The organism is Acinetobacter baumannii (assembly GCF_009759685.1).
In the GTDB taxonomy this organism is placed as follows: Bacteria; Pseudomonadota; Gammaproteobacteria; order Pseudomonadales; family Moraxellaceae; genus Acinetobacter; species Acinetobacter baumannii.
Map to the genome: position 1 here is coordinate 3860070 of NZ_CP046654.1, position 21266 is coordinate 3881335.

The 21266-nt window shown below is 38.8% G+C and carries 13 protein-coding genes and 1 pseudogene; 3 read left to right on the forward strand and 11 right to left on the reverse strand.

All coding sequences use genetic code 11. From position 1 onward, the window contains the following. Positions 1 to 36: 36 nt before the first annotated feature. From GO593_RS18410 to GO593_RS18420, 3 genes and pseudogenes are all read right to left on the reverse strand, one after another. Complete coding sequence (locus GO593_RS18410) at positions 37 to 399, reverse strand: hypothetical protein (protein ID WP_031945363.1); 363 nt, start codon at positions 397 to 399, stop codon at positions 37 to 39. A 141-nt stretch (positions 400 to 540) separates the two neighbouring features. Further along, positions 541 to 5046 carry a translocation/assembly module TamB domain-containing protein gene (locus tag GO593_RS18415; protein WP_000852513.1) on the reverse strand — a complete coding sequence of 1502 codons (4506 nt, stop codon included), beginning with the start codon at positions 5044 to 5046 and terminating at the stop codon, positions 541 to 543. A 26-nt stretch (positions 5047 to 5072) separates the two neighbouring features. After that, positions 5073 to 7571, reverse strand: a pseudogene (locus tag GO593_RS18420) (autotransporter assembly complex protein TamA); the annotation flags it as partial. A gap of 387 nt (positions 7572 to 7958) precedes the next feature. Between GO593_RS18420 and GO593_RS18425 the strand changes: the two are divergent. Together GO593_RS18425 and coq7 are read left to right on the forward strand one after the other, a co-directional pair. Then, positions 7959 to 9281, forward strand: coding sequence for an MFS transporter (locus GO593_RS18425; RefSeq protein ID WP_000977588.1), 1323 nt, complete (start codon positions 7959 to 7961; stop codon positions 9279 to 9281). Positions 9282 to 9284: 3 nt separating this feature from the next. Then, positions 9285 to 9920 (forward strand): 2-polyprenyl-3-methyl-6-methoxy-1,4-benzoquinone monooxygenase, encoded by a 636-nt coding sequence (gene coq7 / locus GO593_RS18430; RefSeq protein WP_001216787.1) that lies wholly within the window; start codon positions 9285 to 9287, stop codon positions 9918 to 9920. A 46-nt stretch (positions 9921 to 9966) separates the two neighbouring features. Here coq7 and GO593_RS18435 read toward each other — a convergent pair whose 3' ends face one another. Beyond that, complete coding sequence (locus GO593_RS18435) at positions 9967 to 10515, reverse strand: DUF2799 domain-containing protein (RefSeq protein ID WP_000789247.1); 549 nt, start codon at positions 10513 to 10515, stop codon at positions 9967 to 9969. Between the two features lie 408 nt (positions 10516 to 10923). On the opposite strand from GO593_RS18435, the gene GO593_RS18440 reads away from it, so the two are divergent. After that, positions 10924 to 12348 carry a glutamine synthetase family protein gene (locus GO593_RS18440; protein WP_000105624.1) on the forward strand — a complete coding sequence of 475 codons (1425 nt, stop codon included), beginning with the start codon at positions 10924 to 10926 and terminating at the stop codon, positions 12346 to 12348. Between the two features lie 75 nt (positions 12349 to 12423). Here the strand turns inward: GO593_RS18440 and GO593_RS18445 are convergent, their stop codons facing one another. From GO593_RS18445 to folB, 7 genes are all read right to left on the reverse strand, one after another. Continuing rightward, a complete protein-coding gene (locus tag GO593_RS18445; protein ID WP_000625253.1) occupies positions 12424 to 13140 on the reverse strand; it encodes a response regulator in 717 nt (238 codons plus the stop codon). An 11-nt stretch (positions 13141 to 13151) separates the two neighbouring features. Next, positions 13152 to 15806 carry a sensor histidine kinase gene (locus tag GO593_RS18450; protein WP_001191616.1) on the reverse strand — a complete coding sequence of 885 codons (2655 nt, stop codon included), beginning with the start codon at positions 15804 to 15806 and terminating at the stop codon, positions 13152 to 13154. A gap of 38 nt (positions 15807 to 15844) precedes the next feature. After that, a complete protein-coding gene (kdpC, locus tag GO593_RS18455) occupies positions 15845 to 16450 on the reverse strand; it encodes a potassium-transporting ATPase subunit KdpC (RefSeq protein ID WP_000861111.1) in 606 nt (201 codons plus the stop codon). 13 nt (positions 16451 to 16463) lie between these two features. Continuing rightward, positions 16464 to 18503: a potassium-transporting ATPase subunit KdpB gene (gene kdpB, locus GO593_RS18460; RefSeq protein WP_001983652.1), complete on the reverse strand. Its 2040-nt coding sequence runs from the start codon at positions 18501 to 18503 to the stop codon at positions 16464 to 16466. 8 nt (positions 18504 to 18511) lie between these two features. Continuing rightward, the gene (kdpA, locus tag GO593_RS18465) at positions 18512 to 20221 is read right to left on the reverse strand and encodes a potassium-transporting ATPase subunit KdpA (protein ID WP_000891222.1); all 1710 of its coding nucleotides are present in this window, start codon (positions 20219 to 20221) and stop codon (positions 18512 to 18514) included. Positions 20222 to 20482: 261 nt separating this feature from the next. Further along, positions 20483 to 20920 carry a 2-amino-4-hydroxy-6-hydroxymethyldihydropteridine diphosphokinase gene (locus tag GO593_RS18470; RefSeq protein ID WP_000993399.1) on the reverse strand — a complete coding sequence of 146 codons (438 nt, stop codon included), beginning with the start codon at positions 20918 to 20920 and terminating at the stop codon, positions 20483 to 20485. After that, positions 20877 to 21257 carry a dihydroneopterin aldolase gene (gene folB / locus GO593_RS18475; RefSeq protein WP_000338776.1) on the reverse strand — a complete coding sequence of 127 codons (381 nt, stop codon included), beginning with the start codon at positions 21255 to 21257 and terminating at the stop codon, positions 20877 to 20879. The genes GO593_RS18470 and folB overlap by 44 nt, the downstream gene beginning before the upstream one ends. Positions 21258 to 21266 lie beyond the last annotated feature (9 nt).

The window sequence follows — 21266 nt, forward strand, 5'->3', positions numbered from 1 at the left end:
CCACCTTAGTGGAGTGTTTGACGATGTCTTATACACTTAGAATTTTTTGTAGTTTGGCATTTTGTCATGTGGGGTAACCAAACACTCATCTGTCATTTGTTTTCTAATCTTTTCTTGTAAGGCTTCTGGATTCGTTTTTAATTCGTCTTGTGGAATGGCGTAAACTTTTTCAATAATATTAAAGATGAATTTTTTCGTAATTTCGTCCTCAATTTTATTAGCATGCTCAATGGCTTGAGGCTTCTCAATTGCTTGCTGACGATCAAACAGAATACTTCTTGCTGCATTTCCCACACTTGTACAATAGCCATGCCATTGCTCTTCAGGTGTTAAAGGCTTTTTTTCTGTACAGCCGACTAATAACATGCCCATTAAAACAAATAAAACTTTTTTCATCATTACTCTACACAGACTATGCTGCCCACATCATACTGAATCTGACAGACTTTGCAAAAATTCTACTTATATGTCTTTATTTTTGCCCAACTTCAATAAAAAACCGAGATGTTTTCATCTCGGTTTTTAGTGTTCTTAAAGCGTTTAGAATCGCCAGTTATAGAATAAATCTATTGCTCGTTCTAAAGATTGACTTGCTTCCAAATACAAACGGCGGTTCATTTGATAACGCAACGTCAGTTTATTGACTGGAGTAAACACTCCCACACCATAACGAATAAATAAATCAGGTGTAATGTACCCAGTTAAACTTACTTGAGTATCATCCCCTGTACCTTGAGCATCTAATGCAAGACCACTCAAACCAAAAGTACGTCCAATTTGATTCGTTAAAGCACGAGTACCACCCAAGCCCATACTAATACCGGCAGCAGCAATTGTATTGTTCACATCAGATTTAAAGCCTTCTGCATTACTTAAACCACTTGCACCTTCATTAATACGCCCTGTCACGAGTGCATTTAATGCCTCTTGCTCAGAAAGGCCTGCATCATTATAAACTTGAATGTTTGGTGATGAAGCAGTACCAGTGACACGAACCCCAACCATACTACCCTGAACATTTTTATTCGCATCAATATCTAACGTCGGGTTTGCTAATGGACCATTAAAACGGGCAATTGCACGGTTTAAATCTAGGCTTTGACCATAGGCCTCAATTTTCACTTTTTGACTTACACCAATAGCACCCATTGCTCGCATTGCCGTTTCATAACCGCGTTGAGTTAAATTCAAACGTCCCACTAAAGGAATATTACTGTTAAAGCCTTGGAAGATGACTTGATTACCAATATTTACCGAGATATCTGCACGGATATCCCACGGTTTTGCCGCACGTAAAATTGCAAGTGGGTCCTGACCTTGGCGAACAATACGAACATCTGAAGATGTGTTAACCACCGGTGCAGTTGTTTCAGGCATTGAAATACGTGCACGAGGAACATCTACTGATCCTTTCAAGCTTAAACGCTTATCAAAAGGATACATATCAAGTGTCAAATTCGGATTTGCAATGGCCGTAATTAATGGAGCTTGACGTACAAGTAAGTTATCACCTTTTAAGTTTAACTGTAGACGCGGTGCATTTTTCCAGTCAAAACTACCTTTAAGTAACCCTACACCTTGTCCACTATTGAATGCACCATCAATTGTTGCCATGTCCTGACGAATAGATGAATACACCTGTACATTGGTTAAATTAACCGGCAGGGAAATCATACTGATCGCCCCGTTTTTCAAACGCATTTCGCCCGTAAACTGTGGCTGGGTCAAAGTACCATTCACTTTGCCAGCTAAGGCTAAGGTACCACTCATTGAACGTACATCTTGAATGAATGGTTTTAACACTTTTAACTGTACATCGTTAAAAGCTACCTCTCCATGCATCGGCATAGATGATTGGTATGGATTAATAATAACATTCGCATATCCTGTACCAATATCAGGTGTTTTTACATCGACACGGAACAATAAGCCTTCTGAAATACTTTTCGCAATTACACTCAGTTCATCATAAGCCAAAGTAGTCGGTGGATCTTGCGGGTCTTCCGCTGCTAAGCCCAGTTCACCTTTTCTGGTCACTAAGCGTGCATCAAGCTTAGGATGCCCGCCATTTACCCAAGAGGCTTTAGCATAACCATTAAGTTGGCCAGTCATAGCCAAACCTTCCGGCATGAACGCAGCAAAATCACCTAAATCTAGATTCTGAGTAACAAATGAAATATTACCTTGTGCTTTACTCACACGCACAGGCTGGTCAAGACACAACTGACTATTTGTACTTTGCCAGCAATGTTGCCCAACATATAATTCAGAACGTGCCGATGAGAAAACAACTGGTGCATTTTGATTTTGTGCTAGACGAATTCGGCGTGAATCAAAACTTCCTTTTTGAATTTGCCCTAACCAATCATTCTTCGCATTAAATCCACCTGCTAACTGAACATAGAATTTAGAAACATTATTATTTCCTTGCACTTTTAATAAATGTGCTTTTCTTGTTCCTGTTAAATTCACCTCAGCAGACTGAATTTGACGGCTACCACTACGTAAATTGTCTAATTTTGCTGTTAACTGAGTTGGTGTTGTTTCGGAAGTAGGCAATTCACCCTGGATACGAAGTTTTTTAATACTGACTAATGTATTAAATGCAAAATTATCAACCGCAATATTAGCCGTAGCTTTCAAACGCGGTTGAGATTGGACACTCAAGTCTCCATATGCACGTCCACTTAAACCCGGATACAACTCATAAAGCGCAGGTGCATTCAGCTTAATTTTTAAATTCTGTGCATTACCAGTCGCCTGCAACTGGTTTTGTGCATAAACTAAAAATAGATTATTTGCCTCAAATTGCTGAGGTAAAAAACCTTTTTGGTTCGAATCCATAAGTATGGATAAGTTACCTTTACCTCTGACTGGCTTATTATTCAAATAACCCGCAAGGTTCAATTGTTGAATATCAATACGCTTTAACTTGTCAGACCAGATGCCTTGTGTTTTTACATTTCCTGAAATTTCGCCTTTTACACTAGAGGCAAAATATTGAGGTTTAAAGCGTACTAACGAGCTATTAATATCCCAAGCAATACGGTCTTTTAAATTTAATGCCCCAGTCGCATAGATTTTCCCAGCAACACCATCATGTTGTAACTGACTAATTCGGATAAATTCTGGGGTACCTGCAATAGAAAACTTTAATAGTCCATTAGCTTGATTAAGCGCTTTTAAAGATCCGTCATAATTGACCGCAAAGCCTTTAAAACCGCCACCAGCTTTAACATCATTAAATAATAAAGCTGCTGTACTTTTTCCAGCTAGCGCAACCATTTCTTGACCTGCTTGAGCCAAGCGACCTTTTAAATCAATTTTTTCAAGCTGAATAATTTGTTGATTTGGCTTTGCAAAACCGCTGGCTTTAATTGATCCGTTGAGCAAGTTAACTGGCGCCGCTGTATGTATACTTTGTGGATTAAAGTCTTTTGCATTTAATAATGCATTCCATGCCAGCTGACGTTTTTCACTTGGTAATAAGACTTTGGCCTGACCTGTGAGGCTACCCTTTTGAGCCGCAAAACTAAAACTAGGAACATTAAGAATATTATCTTTAACATTCAAAGTTGCTAAATATTGTCCAGCCGGTAATAAGGTCTGTTCATGCTGATATACTTTTGTCGAAACTTTAATATCTTGCTGACCATCTCGCAAAGTCAAATCAACTTGACCACTATCACTACTTAACCAACCTATATATGGCATAGCACGATCTATATTTGCCCAAGCCACATTCATAAACATAGGTTGTGGCTTCTTATTCTTTTCAGGTGCTTGGTTTAGTTTAAGTTTCCAAGATTCATAGCGGTCAAAGTCTACATTGGCAAATACTTCCGTACCTTTTTCCAAAGAGCCAGTTGAAGAAACGGCTGCATCTAGACTTGGCGGCAAGAAATCCTGAACGACCTGTGGAATAGCTTTGTCTTTAGGATTAACATGATCTAGGCGACCTTTGATGTCCCAAGTGACATGATCTTTCCAGTTCACTAATCCTTTAAGATTAACTGCACCCTTCATGACCTGCCCGTTAAAATCAGTAATATTCAACTGATGAACCAGATCAGTATTCATTAAGGCGTTGTACTGGCCTTCAGGTAAATTCTCCCCTTTTAAATCTGTCTCAAGTGCTAAGTTGAGTTGCTTAATATCACCCTGAAATTTAATTACACCGTTTTTAGCAAATAATTTTTGCTCAACCAGTAAAGGCAAGTGATAATTTTTGAGTAACAATGCACCTTGCATAGGCACTTCATGACGAACAGGATGTAAAACAACCCAACCTGTTAATAAATCTGGTGTTGTCGTTGCTACACCGGCTTGCAAGGTATCTAAACTACCCCGCGCTGCCACCTTAATATTTTGGATGTTTAAACTTTTTAAAGAAGGAATTCTTAAATCTGCAGTCGCATTCAGTGGGTATTTGCCGCTAAAGTCCATATTTCCTGTTGCGTTATGAACAGAAAGATACCCCATATCCATACTTGAATTTTCAAATTTCAGTTTTGTCTCTGACCACAAAGCATCATTTAAATGAACATCATGGAAATTTACGACAGAACCTGAATTTTTAATTTCTAAATGATCAACATCTCCAACATCTACACGAAGCACAAATGGTAATTTAATGGGTTTAAACTCAAATGGCTTATCCGATGGCGGAGCTTTGTTAATAATAACTAAGTTACGGACATCTGCATTGCTCAAATGCACTTCTTTTTCTAATATTAAAGAACGCCACCCTAAACGGACATCAGCTCTATCTAAAGTAACGTCAACTTCTTTTAACTGAACAATAATATTTTTAAGAATAATTCCCCTGAGTAAATTACCCCCCTCATACTCGTATTTAATGACTTGCTGAGCTTGTAAAACACGATCTAATAAAAAACGACTTCCACGGTCAGTCGACATCATAATAATGATGGAAGCAACAAGTAATAAAAGTATGATCAAGATTGTCAGCAAGAAGCTACGCAAAATACGTCGCTTCTTAGGAGAGCTAGGTGCCGAAGTGGGCTGCTGTTCTACTTCCGCCATAAAATAAACCTAATAAAATTTTATTTTTAAAGTTGTGGACCAATAAAGAAATGCAAACGAATCGGATGGTTATCATCAGAAATACCAGAAGCCACGTCTAAACGAATTGGTCCAATTGGGGACTTCCAACGAATACCAACACCCACACTATAGGCCGTCGGATTACTAAAACTCTTATCGTAAGCATTACCAAAATCAGAAAAAACAGCTGCTCGCCAACCCTCTTTGAATTGATAGTTATATTCTAAAGAGCCTACTGCTAGAGCCTGTCCACCAATCTTATATCCATTATCTTCTGGTGAAAGACTTTTATAATCAAAACCACGAATTGTCTGGTCACCACCAGTAAAGAATCTTAAATTGTATGGAACTTTATCAAACTCATCGGTAAAAATATAACTAAAATCGGACCGCCCAACAAACTGATGGTCATCATTTTCACCTAAAGAATAAATAAATCTCCAACCCGCAGTTGCAATCGCCATATTGGCATCTGAAAGTAAACTTTCACTACCTAATTCTAATTTATAAGTTTGTTTAAAAGCTTTGGTCGGGTTTAAGCGTGTATTACTTGAAGTTTTAGAGGTCTCATAACTAAATAATAATGCTTCTTGCTCTGATGCAGCAGTTTTAAATGCATCTGGTAGCTCAGAGATATCCACATTCCCCTTTTGAGTTAGGCGGTCGAGACGATAACGTACCCCAATAGTATGTTGCCAGTTTCCGAGCGGTTTTTTAATAACTCGCTCACCCCCTAAAACTGCCGATTCTGTAAGTAAACTTACATCCGGACCAATATCATCCCTCGTCTCACGCTCGTAACCACCCACAATATTAAAGTAATCATTTAACGGATGTTTATAAGGAATACTATAGCGCCCATCTATAGATTGACGAATTTGGGAAAGCTCCAAGTTTGCGTCAAATGAATGACCGTATTTATTCACAATCGAACGTCTATATTGGCTACGTAAACGGGCGCCAGTGTCGGTACCATAACCAATACCTGTTTCCAGACTATTTAGTTTATCGGCATTTAACGTCACAATCACTGGTATACGTTTTTCTTCCCGAGCTTGAGCCTGTAAACGGTCTTGTTCAGACTCTTGTTCTTCATGTTGTACAGTTGCAGCTTTTAAAGATGCAGGGGCGGCTTGTACACTTTCAGTTCCGGCAAATTGTTTTTCATCTACCACATTTTGTGTTACTTCTTTACTTGAGGAAGCCAACTGGCGTGCTTTGGCAAGTTGTTGTTGCTCTAAAGGAAGCAGCTTCGATTCGTCAATATCAACATTCTGCTGATCGACCAACGCTTGTAAATCGGGTGGTAACTCAAGTGGTTTTTCAATTGGGTCGGGTTTAATTGAATCGACCAAGGTATAGTTAAAATAACGTGAGTTAGTCAGGTTATTTGCTAAAACATTTACACGCCAAAAAGCATAGTCATCACCCTCTTTCCACGGTGCCATGCTTTCAAGAATATTCATATTTAAAGGTAATGGTTTTGATGGATCGCTCATGCGAAACTCAACCTTACCAAGCTTATAACGCTCACCAGTCTCATACTTGAGGTTAATATCCGCTTTATTTTCAGGTTGGCTCACTTTTACGTCATGTAAACGCCAATACGCATCAAAATAACCATTATCCGATGCAGCATCGACAATTCGGCTTTTTGTGGTTTCGTAAAGGCCATGATTAAAAATATCACCTACATCTTGGTCAGGAACTAAACGAATGACCTGAAATTGTGGCTGTTTTGCACCAGCACCAGTAAATTCAATGTTTTGTTCATTAATCCGTACTGGTTCATTTGGCGTTACATTAACGCGTACGCGACTGGCACTTAACTTTTCAAAACGAAACTCAGCATTGTAATAACCTACAGCTTGAGCAGCCTGATTACTTAAGCTCCTAAGTTGCGGTAGCGCTGCATTAAAATCTTCAAATGATTCTTGGGTAAATGTAGATAATTTACCTTTGATATTTTTAGCTAAATCATCTGGCGCACCCGTAACCTCAGCAGTAATACGGGGTATCTGCTCCATTGGAATTACCCGAGGTGGACGGATTTTATTGAATATACGTCTAAAGAAACCTTTTTCTTCGGGTGGCTCTTCAACGGCAGCAGTAAGCTCAGGTAAAGTTTTTCCTGTTTCATTGGCTTCAACCACAATCTTACTATCAGATTGAATCTCATGCATGAGCTGGTCAATATTTACAGGGGCCTGATTAATTTCATGTAATTCTGCTTGTGATGCGTCATTCACCACCATTTCTGGTTGTTTTTGCGTACCATTCTGGAAGTTTTGAGCCTCGTTTTTTGCCTCTTCTGCTACCCGATAAATTTCATTTGCCATATTCTGATCAACAGGCATAACCGGTAAGTCTTCAAGATTATCAAGCGTAATTGGCTTAAATTCTTCAATCTGATTCGGAAATTGTTCTTGTTGTTGCAATATAGCCAAGCTATCTTGTTGTTGCTGTGCTTGAGTTACAAGAGTAGCGACATCGGTAATTGGAACATCACTTGGGTTATTTGTATTAGTTTGTTGTACCAATGAATCTGTTACCGACTGATTTGCTTCTGGTGTAACGGTCTCAGCCGAACTTTGAGCATAACAAGGAGTAACACATAAACTTAATAATAAGCTGCTACAAATAAGTTTAGGTATACTCTGCATTTTTAAGATTAAATGCATAGAGTGAGAAAGAGTTGACTGTTTAAACTTAATTTTAGAAGGCATGAAAAACTCTAAACTTATTTTTTAATAAACGCACCAATATGAGGACAAAACTCACTCAAAACCATTGATTTTTCATTTAATCAAGCGTTAAAAATATCATACATGGTTTTAGATGCAAATTAACACTCCGTCACATTTTTTTATAAAACTCAATGAAGCTTGCACATGATGAAACAAGATGAATCCCTGATGACATCACGTCGGTTTGTACCGATGTTTTTTACCCAGTTTTTTGGCGCATTAAATGACAATGTTTATAAGCAAGCTTTATTGTTAGTCATTACTTATGGTTGGATTCAGCAACAATCTGCCCCAGTAAGCACACTCAATAATTTAGCAGCATTGTTGTTTATTTTGCCATATTTCTTTTTTTCAGCAACTGCCGGACAAATTGCTGATAAGTATGAACGCTCACAACTTGTCCGTGGCATAAAAATTTTAGAAATCATTATTATGCTCATCGGTTCTGCCGGTTTTTTATTGGGGCATTTATGGTTGCTTCTTTTAGCCCTATTTTTGATGGGCACACATTCGACTTTCTTTGGCCCCATTAAATATGCCATTTTGCCAGAAATCTTAAAACCACATGAACTCATGTCTGGCAATGCCTTGTTTCAGTCTGGTACATCCATGGCCATCTTATTCGGAATGATCTTGGGTGGTGCCGTAATTGCATCATCAGATGGAAACTTATTGTGGATTAGTATTACTGTAGTAGCGATTGCTTGCATAGGTTATTTATTCAGCCGTTTCATCTTGCCACAAAAAGTTGCCGCACCTGATTTAGATATTGACTGGAACTTTATTCGTACAAGCTTTCAAACTATCAAATATGCCAAAAGCTTACCGCTAGTATTCACAATTTTGCTAGGTAACTCATGGTACTGGTTTTATGGAGCGACTTATTTAACTCAAATTCCGCAGTTGACTCAGCAAAACCTTCATGCATCGGAAAATGTGGTTAGCCTGTTACTGACTTTCTTTTCAGTCGGTATTGGTGTGGGTTCTCTTCTTTGCCGTAAAATTGGTGGTTCAGAAATTAATATTAAAATGGTGCCGATTGGTGCAATTGGCCTTACTGTTTTTGCGCTCTACCTTGCTGCCAGTCTGGCTTTTGTACCAGAAAGAACCGGAGCATTACTGACTTTAAAAGATGTTTTCACCCAAGGCTGGGTTTACTACCATGTCATGATTGCTGTGACTTTATTGGGTATTAGTGGCGGTTTTTATATTGTTCCCCTATATGCCATGATGCAGGCTTATTCACCACGTTCACATCGTGCACGTGTTGTTGCGGCAAATAATATCTTAAATGCCGTTTTTATGGTTTCTTCTGCAATTTTTTCAATCTTAATCTTAAGTGTTTTAAAAATTGATATTAAAATACTATTTATTATTACAGCTGTACTTAGTGCAATCTTTAGTATATGGCTTCTTGCCCGACTAAAACCAATGCTTGCCACAGCACATCTTTCTTTGGAGGACTAATTTATGCGCCACTATACTGGAATTGATCAACTTATTAACTCTTTTGATCAAGCATTACGTAGTCTTGTTCCGGGTGCAACAGCAGCGCAGCGCCAAAATCCAGCTGAAACAGTAGAAGCAAAACTTGGAGTAGAAGATGCTCGCCATGTTGCAGGTTTAATGCGTGTTAACCACAGTGGTGAAGTGTGTGCTCAAGCACTTTATCATGGGCAAGCATTGACAGCGAAATTGCCAAATGTACGCCGCGAAATGCAACAGGCAGCGATTGAAGAACAAGACCATTTAGCTTGGTGTGAAGACCGTTTAAAAGAGCTAAATAGTCATACAAGCTTATTGAACCCGATTTGGTATGGCCTTTCATATGGTATGGGTGCTCTTGCCGGTATTGCAGGTGATAAATATAGCTTAGGTTTTGTTGCTGAAACTGAACGTCAAGTTAGTCTACATTTGCAAGATCACTTAAACCAGTTACCCGCTCAAGATGAACGCTCGCGCAAAATTCTAGAGCAAATGAATGAAGATGAATTGCATCACCGTCATACTGCACTTGAAGCAGGCGGCGTTGAATTACCATATGCAGTAAAAATCACGATGACTGCTATTTCAAAGTTAATGACAAAAACGAGTTATTATCTTTAAAAAAACAAAGGATTGATCTCAAACAGATCAATCCTTTTTTAAAATATTATTTTAATCCATGATCATATTTAAAACGTTCGATATCTCGAATTGAGTTCCAATAGTTTCTGTTAATACGGTCACGATCAATTTGTAATTCTCTTAAAAGTTTACGATAACGTTCACGCTCTTCTGGCTTTAATTTTTCGTTATAAGCGCTATCAGAATATTGCTTAAACTTCTCGTCATAACGATCATATTCAGCTTTTGCATTGTAGTAATCTGAGGCAGCTCGATAATAAGGTCTTAAACGATTACGCTGCTCAACTGGGCATACATTAATATTACCGTTACCTTCTAAAGCATTATAAAAAATATTTGCTGGCTGGCAATAATAACCAAGGCCTTCTTTATACCCACGTTCATATGACTTTTGATCTGGAACAATATTGGCTTTTCCACATGCTTTGTAATATTGATCTAAACGTGGCGAAGAACCTTTCGAACCATCTTTCTCACCCACTAATGACCAATTCGCAGTCTTACATTCTTCTACGCTCATTGCAGCACAACCTGAAAGGCTGATTGCTAAAATGGCTAAACCGATATTTTTCATATTAAGAGAACTCAAAAATAAAAATTAAAAAAACGCAAAAAATAAAATTCCAGTACATACACTATATAAGTCTTGCTCAATTCAAGATTTATACATAAATGTTTAACTGGATAAGATTTTAAGTTTAAAGCAGTTTGACCATCTCACCAAATTTAAGGATCACAATTCCTAATTATGTTTAATTTTAAAAGCGAAATCATGAACGATCAGACAACTCTTTGATGGCCCTTATACGTTAATTTTACTTTAAAGACTTATCATAAAAGCACCAATTAACTTTTTAATTATTAAAATAAAAATCCAAAATTATTTATAAAAAAACCCTTTGTCTTTTTACTCTTTTTTTACGAGATTAACTTCAAAGGCTAAGGTAGGATTTTAGCTAAATAACCACCAAGGTTTTTTATAATGAGTACGCTTATTTACCCAAGTTTAAACTTAAAAGATTCTCACTTTAAAGCATTTAAAATATCAGATGATTTTATTCCACAAACGCAAATTCATACGTTCAACTCAGAGCTTTTTTTAAAAGAAGTTGAAGAATATTTAAGTTTATATCCACACACTCAGCACATTGATATTTGTCTACATGACTTAAACGGGCATATTCGTGGCAAACGTATTGACTTTAAGAGTTTGAAAAATCTATCGAATGGTTGTTATTTTCCTCTTTCTGTTTATGCCATGAGCCTTGATGGAAAAGTGATTGAAGAAACAGGACTGGGAAAATATATTGGTGAACCAGATAGACTTTGCCTGCCCATTTTAGGCAGCTTGCAACCCAGTGCCTTATCCCCAGAATTAAATGCTCAGCTTTACCTATCCATGCAAGAAGAAGATGGTTCTGGCTGTCGCTATGAACCACGTAATATATTAAAAAAATTATTAAATCAGTTACATGCTAATAATTATTTCCCTGTCATGGCTGCCGAGCTAGAGTTTTATCTTTTCTCACCTCAGCATCAATTCGAGACATGTTCAGAAAACCAATGTTTTGATATAGATGCGCCAAATAACTATCAACAAGTCCTAGATGAAGTTGAGAAAGCAGCCCTACTTCAATCTATTGAAATTACCGCTATTGTTGCAGAGTCATCGCCTGGACAATACGAATTAAATCTTCAACACAGCCATGATATTTTAAAACTCTGCGATCAAATTAATGCTTTAAAAAGAATTGTAAAACAAGTCGCAAGAAAGCATGACTTAACCGCTTGTTTCATGGCGAAACCAAACTTGGCAAAGGCTGGTAGTGGCATGCATTTTCATATGAGCATACTTAATCAATACCATAAAAATATATTTAGTTCAGAAGTAAAAAAAGATGAGCTTTCAGCCAAATTATTGAGCGCGATTAGTGGACTCATTGAGTTAATGCCTGCATCTATGGCGATTTTAGCTCCTAATATTAATTCTTATAGACGTTTTAAAATTGGTCATCACGTGCCATTAGAAGCCAATTGGGATACCAATAATCGTAATGTCGCAATCCGAATTCCATGCTCAGATGTACAAAATCAACGCTTAGAATATCGTGTTGCTGGAGCGGACTGTAATCCCTATCTAGTTACAGCGACTATTTTAGCGGGCGCGTCTTATGGCTTATCTCATAAGTTACCGCTACCAAAACCTGCCCATCTTTTAAAATTTCCAGACGAGCACATTTTATTAGCCAACAACCAACCAGAAGCCTTAAAAATATTTAAAGGAAGCCTTATTTTAAAAGGATATTTAGGAACTGACTTTGTAGAGCATTGGTACACAGTTAAACAGGCTGAATATCAAAGCATTTACACCCAAATGACTGAAGCAGAACAACATTGGGATATATAAATAAAAAAGCAAAAAAACTATAAACCACTTTGCAAACCCTTAGGGAGAAATACCCTAAGGTTTTTTTATATTTCATTAATTATTTTTCTGTTTAGCTAAAAAACGCAATCCAACACCAGGTTCAGTAGCAATATAGCGTGGTTGAATTGCGTTATCCCCCAGTTTACTGCGCAATTTACCCACCAAAATACGTAAATAGTGCGTATCTTCCTGATGGGTGGGTCCCCATAGCTCTTTTAAGAGCTGAGGCTGTGTTAAAAGCTGCCCTTGATAGCGCATTAATAAGGTCAAAAGTTGAAACTCTTTTCGAGTTAAAGTAATTGGCTGTTGCTCGATCCAAACTAAACGTTGCGTGACATCGACTTTAAGATAACCATCGTCATACACATGAGCTTCTTGCTGAATTGGTTGATTTCTTAAGATGACACGAATGCGCGCCAAAAGCTCTTGCACGCTAAAAGGCTTGGTCATGTAGTCATTTGCCCCTGCGTCTAGCAAGGCAACTTTTTCATATTCATCAGCACGTACAGATAACACAATAACGGGAACAGTCGACCAGCTACGTAATTCTTGAAGGACTTCTTTCCCATCTAAATCGGGTAAGCCTAAGTCTAGAATCACCAAATCAGCCCCTTGGGTTGCCAATGCCTCTAGGCCTTTGTAACCCGTTTCACAGAGCGTGGTTTTGTATTTTTGAGTTCTTAAAGCAATATCTAAAAATTTACGGATTTGAGGCTCATCATCAATAATCACAATACGTGTTTCTACAGGTGATGTTTCTGGACTTATCATGAATTTACAACTTATTCTTTTACTGGATGAATGGGTAATTTGATTTGAATTAAAGTACCTTTATTTTGGCGCCCTGAAAATGCTTCTATTGTACCCATATGAGCACCTATGATCGCTTTTACAATTGTTAGCCCTAAACCTGTACCAAACTTTCCACGGTCCCCACGCTCCATAGTATAAAACATATCGAAAATGCGGTGTCTTTCGTCTTCAGGAATTCCCGCTCCTCTATCTTCAATTTCAATTTTTACTTCATCTTCTGATGAAAGCTGAGCACGAATCATGACTGGTTCATCTGGAGGTGAAAAGTTTGCGGCATTTTCTAAAACATTAAAAATAGTTTGCTCTACCAGTGCTGGGTGAACATACAAACTAATTGGTTGCTCAGGTAACTGAACGACCACTTGCGTATCTGGTTTATAACGCTTTAAACGGCGGGTTGCCGAACCAATTAATTCATCTACGCCAATCCAGTCTCTTTTTAAAGTTAGACCTTCGTGTCCCAAACGGGTCATATCAAGCAAGTTTTGAATATAACGGTCTAAGCGCTCACCTTCTAAATGAATTGTTTCAAGCAGATCTTGTTGGTCTTGTTCTGTCATTTCAGCTTTAAAATTGGCAAGTGTGTCTGCTGCCCCAATAATAGAAGCGAGTGGCGAGCGTAAATCATGCGATACCGAAGATAATAAAGCAGAACGTAAGCGCTCTGTTTCACTGGTGACTTTTGCTTGTTCAAGCTCATTCACCAATTGGGTTCGCAGTACTGCCTGTGCAATATATTCAATTACACTTTCAGTCAATTTCTTTTGCTCAAAATTTAGAGAAACTACGTCATCCTTAAAGTAAATTCCCACAATACCTAGGCTATTTTTCTGCTCTAAAAGTGGTAAAAACCACCAGTTTGATTGACTCAGAGTATCGGTAAAACGTCCGCACGGCTGCTTGTGTTTCAAACACCATTCTGCGGCTACTTTTTCTTTATCATTTAGCTCAATATCAGATGAAATAACTTTATCTTGAATAGAAATCCACACTTTAGTTTGAAGTTGTGTTTCTAAAGTCATACGTCCTGTTTGCATGACTTCTTCAAGGTTTACTGCACTAGAAAGCTTACGCGCCAAGTCTTGCATTACCGTAGTATAAGCATTCGCAGCTTTTAAAGACAAAACTTGCTGGCGTAACTGAGAAGCTAAACGGCCAGCAATTAAAGCTGCTGCAAAAAAAGCAACAACGGTGACTACCCCTTGGTGTGCTGAAATCTGAAAGGTATAACGCGGGGCAATAAAGAAAAAATTATAGGCTAAGAAACAAATAAGAGCAGCCACTACTGCAGCTAACATTCGGGTTTTCGTTGCAACAATTAAAACAGAAATAATAAAAATGACAGAGAAGTCTTCAATACCAAATAGAACTTCTGCGAAGTGAGCTATAAAAATACTTGCGCATGTAACAGCTAAAACAAAAACACTTTCTTTTAATGATAAAAATGAAGGTTTTTCGAGCTGATTAATCTTTTTAGTACCCTGTTCTGGGTGCAAAATGGTTAAAGCAATCGAATTTTCTTGATTTAATAATTGCTGAGCTAAATTTTTCTTAAATAACTTTAACCACCACGGTGAAATACTTTTACCAATGACTAGATTGGAAATACCTCGATCAACGGCGGCATCCATTAACACTGACGCAACTCGCGGCCCATATAAAACCTCGGTTCGGCCACCGAGTTGCCGAGCCAACTCAAACGCACGGTCAATCTCGATATATTCTTTTTTATAAGAATTCGCTGAACTCTGTCCAAAGTCCGAACTTTTAGCAACATTCACTACAGTCCATGTAGCACCATTACGTTCTGCTAAACGACAGCCTGCTCGCACTAAATATTCAGAAGAGCCTTGCCCATCTATCGCAATCATCAATTCATTTTGCAACGAGATAGATTTCAATCCCTTTGAAGCATAACTCTCTTTTAAGTCTGAATCGACATGCTCAGCAACGCATTGCATTGCGAGTTCACGTAATGCTGTTAAATTTGAAATGCTAAAAAAGCCTTGTAATGCCAGATTTGCTTGCTCTGGTACATAGACTTTTCCTTGATGGAGCCTTTCAATGAGTTCACTGACGGGTAAATCAATTAAGCGAATGTCCCGAATACGGTCAAATACCCGATCTGGTACCGTTTCATTTACTCGGATTCCCGTAATCTGGTACACCACATCATTTAAGCTTTCTAAATGTTGAATATTTATAGTGGTGAATACATCAATACCTGCGTCTAGCAATTCATTGACGTCTTGCCAACGTCGTTCATGGCGACTATTTGGGACGTTGCGATGAGCCAGTTCATCAACTAAAACGATTTGCGGATGCCTAAGTAAAATAGCATCCAAGTCCATTTCTTCTAAAGTATGCCCCTGATATTGCATTTCCTTTCTAGCAATTTGAGGCAACCCTTCCAAAATTTTTAGAGTTTCAATTCTTCCGTGGGTTTCAACAATACCAACAACAACATCTGTGCCCTGTTGAAATAGTTCTTTAGCGCGGGCGAGCATGGCATAGGTTTTTCCTACACCTGGTGCCGCACCAAGAAAGACCGTTAGTCGACCGGCTTGATATCTATTAACATGATTTAATAAGGCCTCAGCCTGATTTTCGCGATTGCTTTGCACTTGATATCATCCGGTAAACTAACAACTTTATTTTTAAGTTAATGTGTAGATTGTAATTGATCTAAAGCAATATTGAGTTCTAATACATTAACACGAGCTTGCCCCAATACACCAAACTGCTTCGGTTCAACATACTTTTGCAAAAGCTCTTCCACAACCTTAGGGTCTAAATGACGCGCTTGAGCCACTCGAGCAACCTGTAACTGAGCAGATTCAGGACTAATATGCGGATCAATACCACTACCAGATTTAGTCACCAAATCACTTGGTATAGGTGTATTGCCCGTGTGATCTTGTTTTTTCACAGCAAGAATCTGAGCATCAATTTGTTGCTGTAGCTCAGGATTAGTACGCGCTAAGTTTGTACCTGCCATCGCCATCGGGTCATAAGCGACTGCTGAAGGACGTGGATGAAAATAAGCCTCTCCAACAAATGGCTGAGCAACTAATTTTGACCCTAAAACTTTATGATCTATTTCAATCAAACTACCATTTGCTTGATTGTTGAATAACACCTGTCCCGCACCTGTAGCAATCGCACTATAAGCAGCGCCACAGCCAACTAAGGTAAAAATTAGAAGTCCGAAAGATGCTCTTAAGGTCTGACCCAAATTTGCTTCTGAATTTTGTACATAAGTTTTCATTTCAAACTCCAGATTACAAACCAAATAATTGAACAATCACTACATCAATCGCTTTAATGGCAAGGAATGGCAGAACCACACCGCCCACACCATAAATCAACATATTTCGACGTAATAACTGAGTTGCAGTTGAAGGTTTAAATTTGACGCCTCGTAGTGCGATTGGAATTAATAGCGGGATAATAATCGCGTTAAAAATTAATGCAGATAAAATCGCGCTGTTTGGGCTTGCTAAATGCATTACATTCAATACTTGCATTTGTGGAATCGCAGCAGCGAACAATGCAGGCAAGATGGCAAAGTATTTAGAGACGTCGTTTGCCAATGAAAATGTTGTTAAAGCACCACGGGTAATCAACTGCTGTTTCCCAATCTCGACCACAGCAAGTAGTTTGGTTGGATCTGAGTCTAAATCAACCATGTTGCCGGCTTCTTTTGCAGCTTGTGTACCCGAGTTCATGGCTAGACCAATATCAGCTTGTGCTAATGCTGGCGCATCGTTGGTTCCGTCACCGACCATTGCAACTAAACGACCTTGTTGTTGTTCGGTGCGAATACAAGCCAATTTGTCTTCTGGTTTTGCTTCGGCAATATAGTCATCTACACCCGCTTCAGCAGCAATCGCGGCCGCAGTTAATGGGTTATCACCTGTAACCATGACGGTTTTGATACCCATTTCTCTCAAACGAGCAAAACGTTCTTTAATGCCATGTTTAATCACATCTGAAAGTTCAATCACGCCCAATACATGATGTTGATTTGCGACGACTAAAGGTGTTGCTCCTTTTTTGGCAACTTGTTCAACACGTGCTTTTAACTCTAAATCTTGAGAATAATCTTCATCTACAAATTTCAAGATTGCATCTAAAGCACCTTTACGAATTTGGTCACCATTCGGTAAATTCACACCAGAAATTCGAGTCGAAGCACTAAAAGAGATAAATTCGGCTTGCTCAGGTTCTTGCTGTTTTAAATCTTGCTCTTTTGCCAACTTAACAATTGATTTCCCTTCTGGTGTTGGGTCGGCAAGTGAACTTACCCAAGCAGCGGCTCTTAATTCAGATTCACTCACAGAAGTTAAAGGATAAAAAGAGGTCGCTTGACGGTCACCATAAGTAATGGTTCCTGTTTTATCGAGTAAAAGCACATCAATGTCACCCGCGACTTCTACAGCTTTACCTGATTTTGCCAAAACATTGGCTTTGAGTGCACGGTTCATCCCCGCAATACCAATCGCAGGTAACAAGCCACCAATGGTTGTAGGAATCAAGCAGACCAATAACGCCACGAGCACGACTGGATCAAGTTCAATATGCAAATACTTGGCAATAAATGGCAAGCTAATCACGACAATTAAAAACGTGATTGTCATCACCATTAACAAGAAGCCAAGCGCAATCTCATTCGGAGTTTTCTGGCGATTTGAGCCTTCGACCAAAGCAATCATACGGTCTAAGAAACTTTGACCAGATTCAGCAGTCACTTGCACAACAATACGATCTGTAAGTACTTTGGTTCCGCCAATAACACCTGAACGGTCTGTTCCAGCTTCACGTAGCACAGGTGCTGACTCACCTGTAACAGCCGATTCGTTAATAGTTGCAAAGCCTTCTACAATCTCACCGTCGGCTGGAACAAGCTCACCTGCATGTACTTCAATAAAATCATTTAAATGAAGTTCGGTCGCTGCAACTTGAGTCGCTTGACGGTCTGTCAAAGAGTTAAGTCTTCGAGCCGTTAAATTTTCTCTTGCTGCACGTAATGAAGATGCCTGTCCACGACCTCTGGCCTCTGCAACAGCTTCGGCATAGTTAGCAAATAAAATGGTAATAAACAGAATTGCTGTAACCACTAAACCAAATAACAGCGTGGTGTAACCTAAGATTGTACTAATGCCTGTAACCACTGTTCCAAGCCATACAATTGCCATCACAGGGTTTTTAATTGCATGCTGTGGTAGCAGTTTCACAAATGCATTTTTCCAAACTTCAAAATTTGGCACTGCCATGGTTTGTTTATGGCTATTTACATGAGTTTGTGTATTCATTTTCACTCGCCTCCTTAGCCTTTAACCAACAAAAGTTGATCGGCAATAGGCCCAAGGACAAGAACTGGCATAAATTGTAATAAGGTAAGCAACACAACTATCGTAATCAGCGTTAAGGCAAAGGTTGGTGTTTCAACCTGAAGACTACCTGATGTTTCGGGTGCTTTTCTTTTTGCTGCTAAACGTGTGGCAATCATTAATGGCAAAATTAATGTAGGGAAACGTCCTAACAGTAGACCGATACTACAAGTGACATTCCACCATACAGTGTTGTCTCCAAGACCTTCAAAACCTGAACCGTTATTAGCAAACGCAGAAACATATTCATAGAACACTTGGCTAATACCGTGTGGTCCTGGATTACTAATTCCAGATATGCTTGGAATGCTGAGGCTTAATGCAGTAAACGCAAGAATGACTAAAGGTTGAATCAAGATAATAATCGCGAGCAACTTAATTTCTGCCGCTTCAATCTTGCGCCCAAACAATTCAGGGGTACGACCTGTCATTAAACCTGCAATAAATACTGCGAGTAACAGATAAATCATAAACTGTTGCAGACCACAGCCCACACCACCCCAAATGGCATTAATCAGCATGTTAATGAGTTCAACCAGCCCGGTAAGCGGTGCAGAAGAATCATGCATCATATTGACCGAGCCGTTATTCACCTGAGTAGTGATCGCTGCCCAAACTGCTGATGCGGCTGGTCCAAATCGTTGTTCTTTACCTTCCATTACAGCAAATTGAGATGCTGTCGCTGACATACTCTCAGACCAGACAGCAGCTGCACCTGAAATAATCGACATGAAAAGCATGCTACCAAAGACGAAGTAAGCAAACTTTTTACGCTGAGTAAAATGCCCCACCATAAAAATGACTGTGATTGGAATAAGTAAGATCGCAATCATTTCTAGTAAATTAGAAAATGGTGTTGGATTTTCTAAAGGCACAGAACTATTTGGACCGTACCAACCACCACCGTTACTACCTAATTGCTTAATCGCCACCATTGGCGCAACTGGTCCTAAAGGAATTTTTTGAGTTTCAACGCTATTGGCTTTATCAATAAGCTGTACTTCTGGCCCACCTTGAAAAGTTGCTGGCACGCCTTGGCTATTGAGCAATAATGACCAGACAAAACAAAGTGGAAGCAAAAAGCGAACTGTAGGACGAATTACATCTGCCCAATAGTTACCAATTAAAATTTGATCTGGCTGCTCGGCAACATCGGCCGCAATATGGTTAGGACGTTGATAAAAGAAAGCTCTTAAGGTCGCGACCACCAAAGCCAGCCCCATCATTGGAGTAATGACTTGCAAACCCACAATACCTGTCATTTGCGACAAATAAGATAACTGAGCCTGACCAGAATAATGTTGTTGGTTCGTATTTGTTAAAAATGAAATAACAGTGTGTAGCGCTAAATCCCAACTCATATTTGGTGCATGATTTGGATTTAATGGTAGCCATGCTTGCGTCATAAAAATAGCAAGAATAGCCACTGCAAGAAAAATACAGCTCACAACAAATGCTAGAGAATATTGTTTCCAGTTCATTTGTTGTTGTGGAGATACACCTAATAAGCGGTATACAGGATTTTCAATCCAGCGAAATAATCCATCACCCCACATCGGCTGATTTGCCATCACTTTGGATAGATATTTACTGAGGCACCATGCTAGAAAAATAACAATAAATAAAACAAGTATAAGTTCTAACATGGCTATTCTCCTCTATACCCCTTGTTGGCTTGATTTGCCAAACTGGAAATAAGGAGAGATGGAGAAATATCATTTGTTTTAAGTCCGCATAAGACAATGCCAGACTGATGCAAGATGCGCATTTGAGAATTTATAAGCATCTTTATTGTCCTGAAATAACACTAATTTAGTGAATTTCAGTATTGATAAAATGCCCGTAAATTCTCTATTGAGGAAGTCAAAGCCCGCGTAAAGTTTGCGTAAAATTTAGTTTGAAGGGTATTAAACTTTAAAATTAACGACTGGATAAATCATGCTATCAGCCTTTAAGGTTTCACAATGCCAAAGTTCATATAAAGGAATTTTTACATCGAGTGCCAAAGGTAGCTTTTTAGAATTAAATTGCATATGGTCCAGATCACTTCCCCATGCAATCAAATCTACATCTAAAGAAATATGATGCGACGGACGAACACGCCCCGAATCTGACTCAAGTTTCTTTAGAAAAGATTCAATTTGTTCACACGATAAATTGCTTTTTAATAGACATGCCGAATTCCAGTAATCATCTCCAATACCATCTCGGCATGGAATTTGATAAACAGATGAAAACTGCACTTTCCCCAAAGTTGCCAATTGCGTATAAGCAAAAGTAAAGTGCTGATCTGCGTCTAAATTACTCGCTAGGGCGAGCGCAAAAATTGTTTCTGGTGCGTTCAAGACGAATTCCTACAGCATTTGCTTCTGCAATGATGGCTGGCTTACGGATGGTTATGGTAATTTTTTCAATTGATGGAAAGGTTTCAAACAAACATTGTAAAACCAAATGTGCTGCATGCTCGATTAATTCAGGTTTAGCTTGTTGAATGGCTTGAGCCGATAACTCACAAATCTGGGCATAGTTGAGTGTGTCCTCAAGCTTGTCAGACGCTGCAGCTCGGCTCAAATCATTATGGATGGTTAAATCCAACATTAAAGGTTGAATGATTTGTCTTTCCCAGTTGAAACAGCCAATCACTGTCTCAACCTTCAAGCCTTCAATAATAATGGCATCCATAAATTTAAA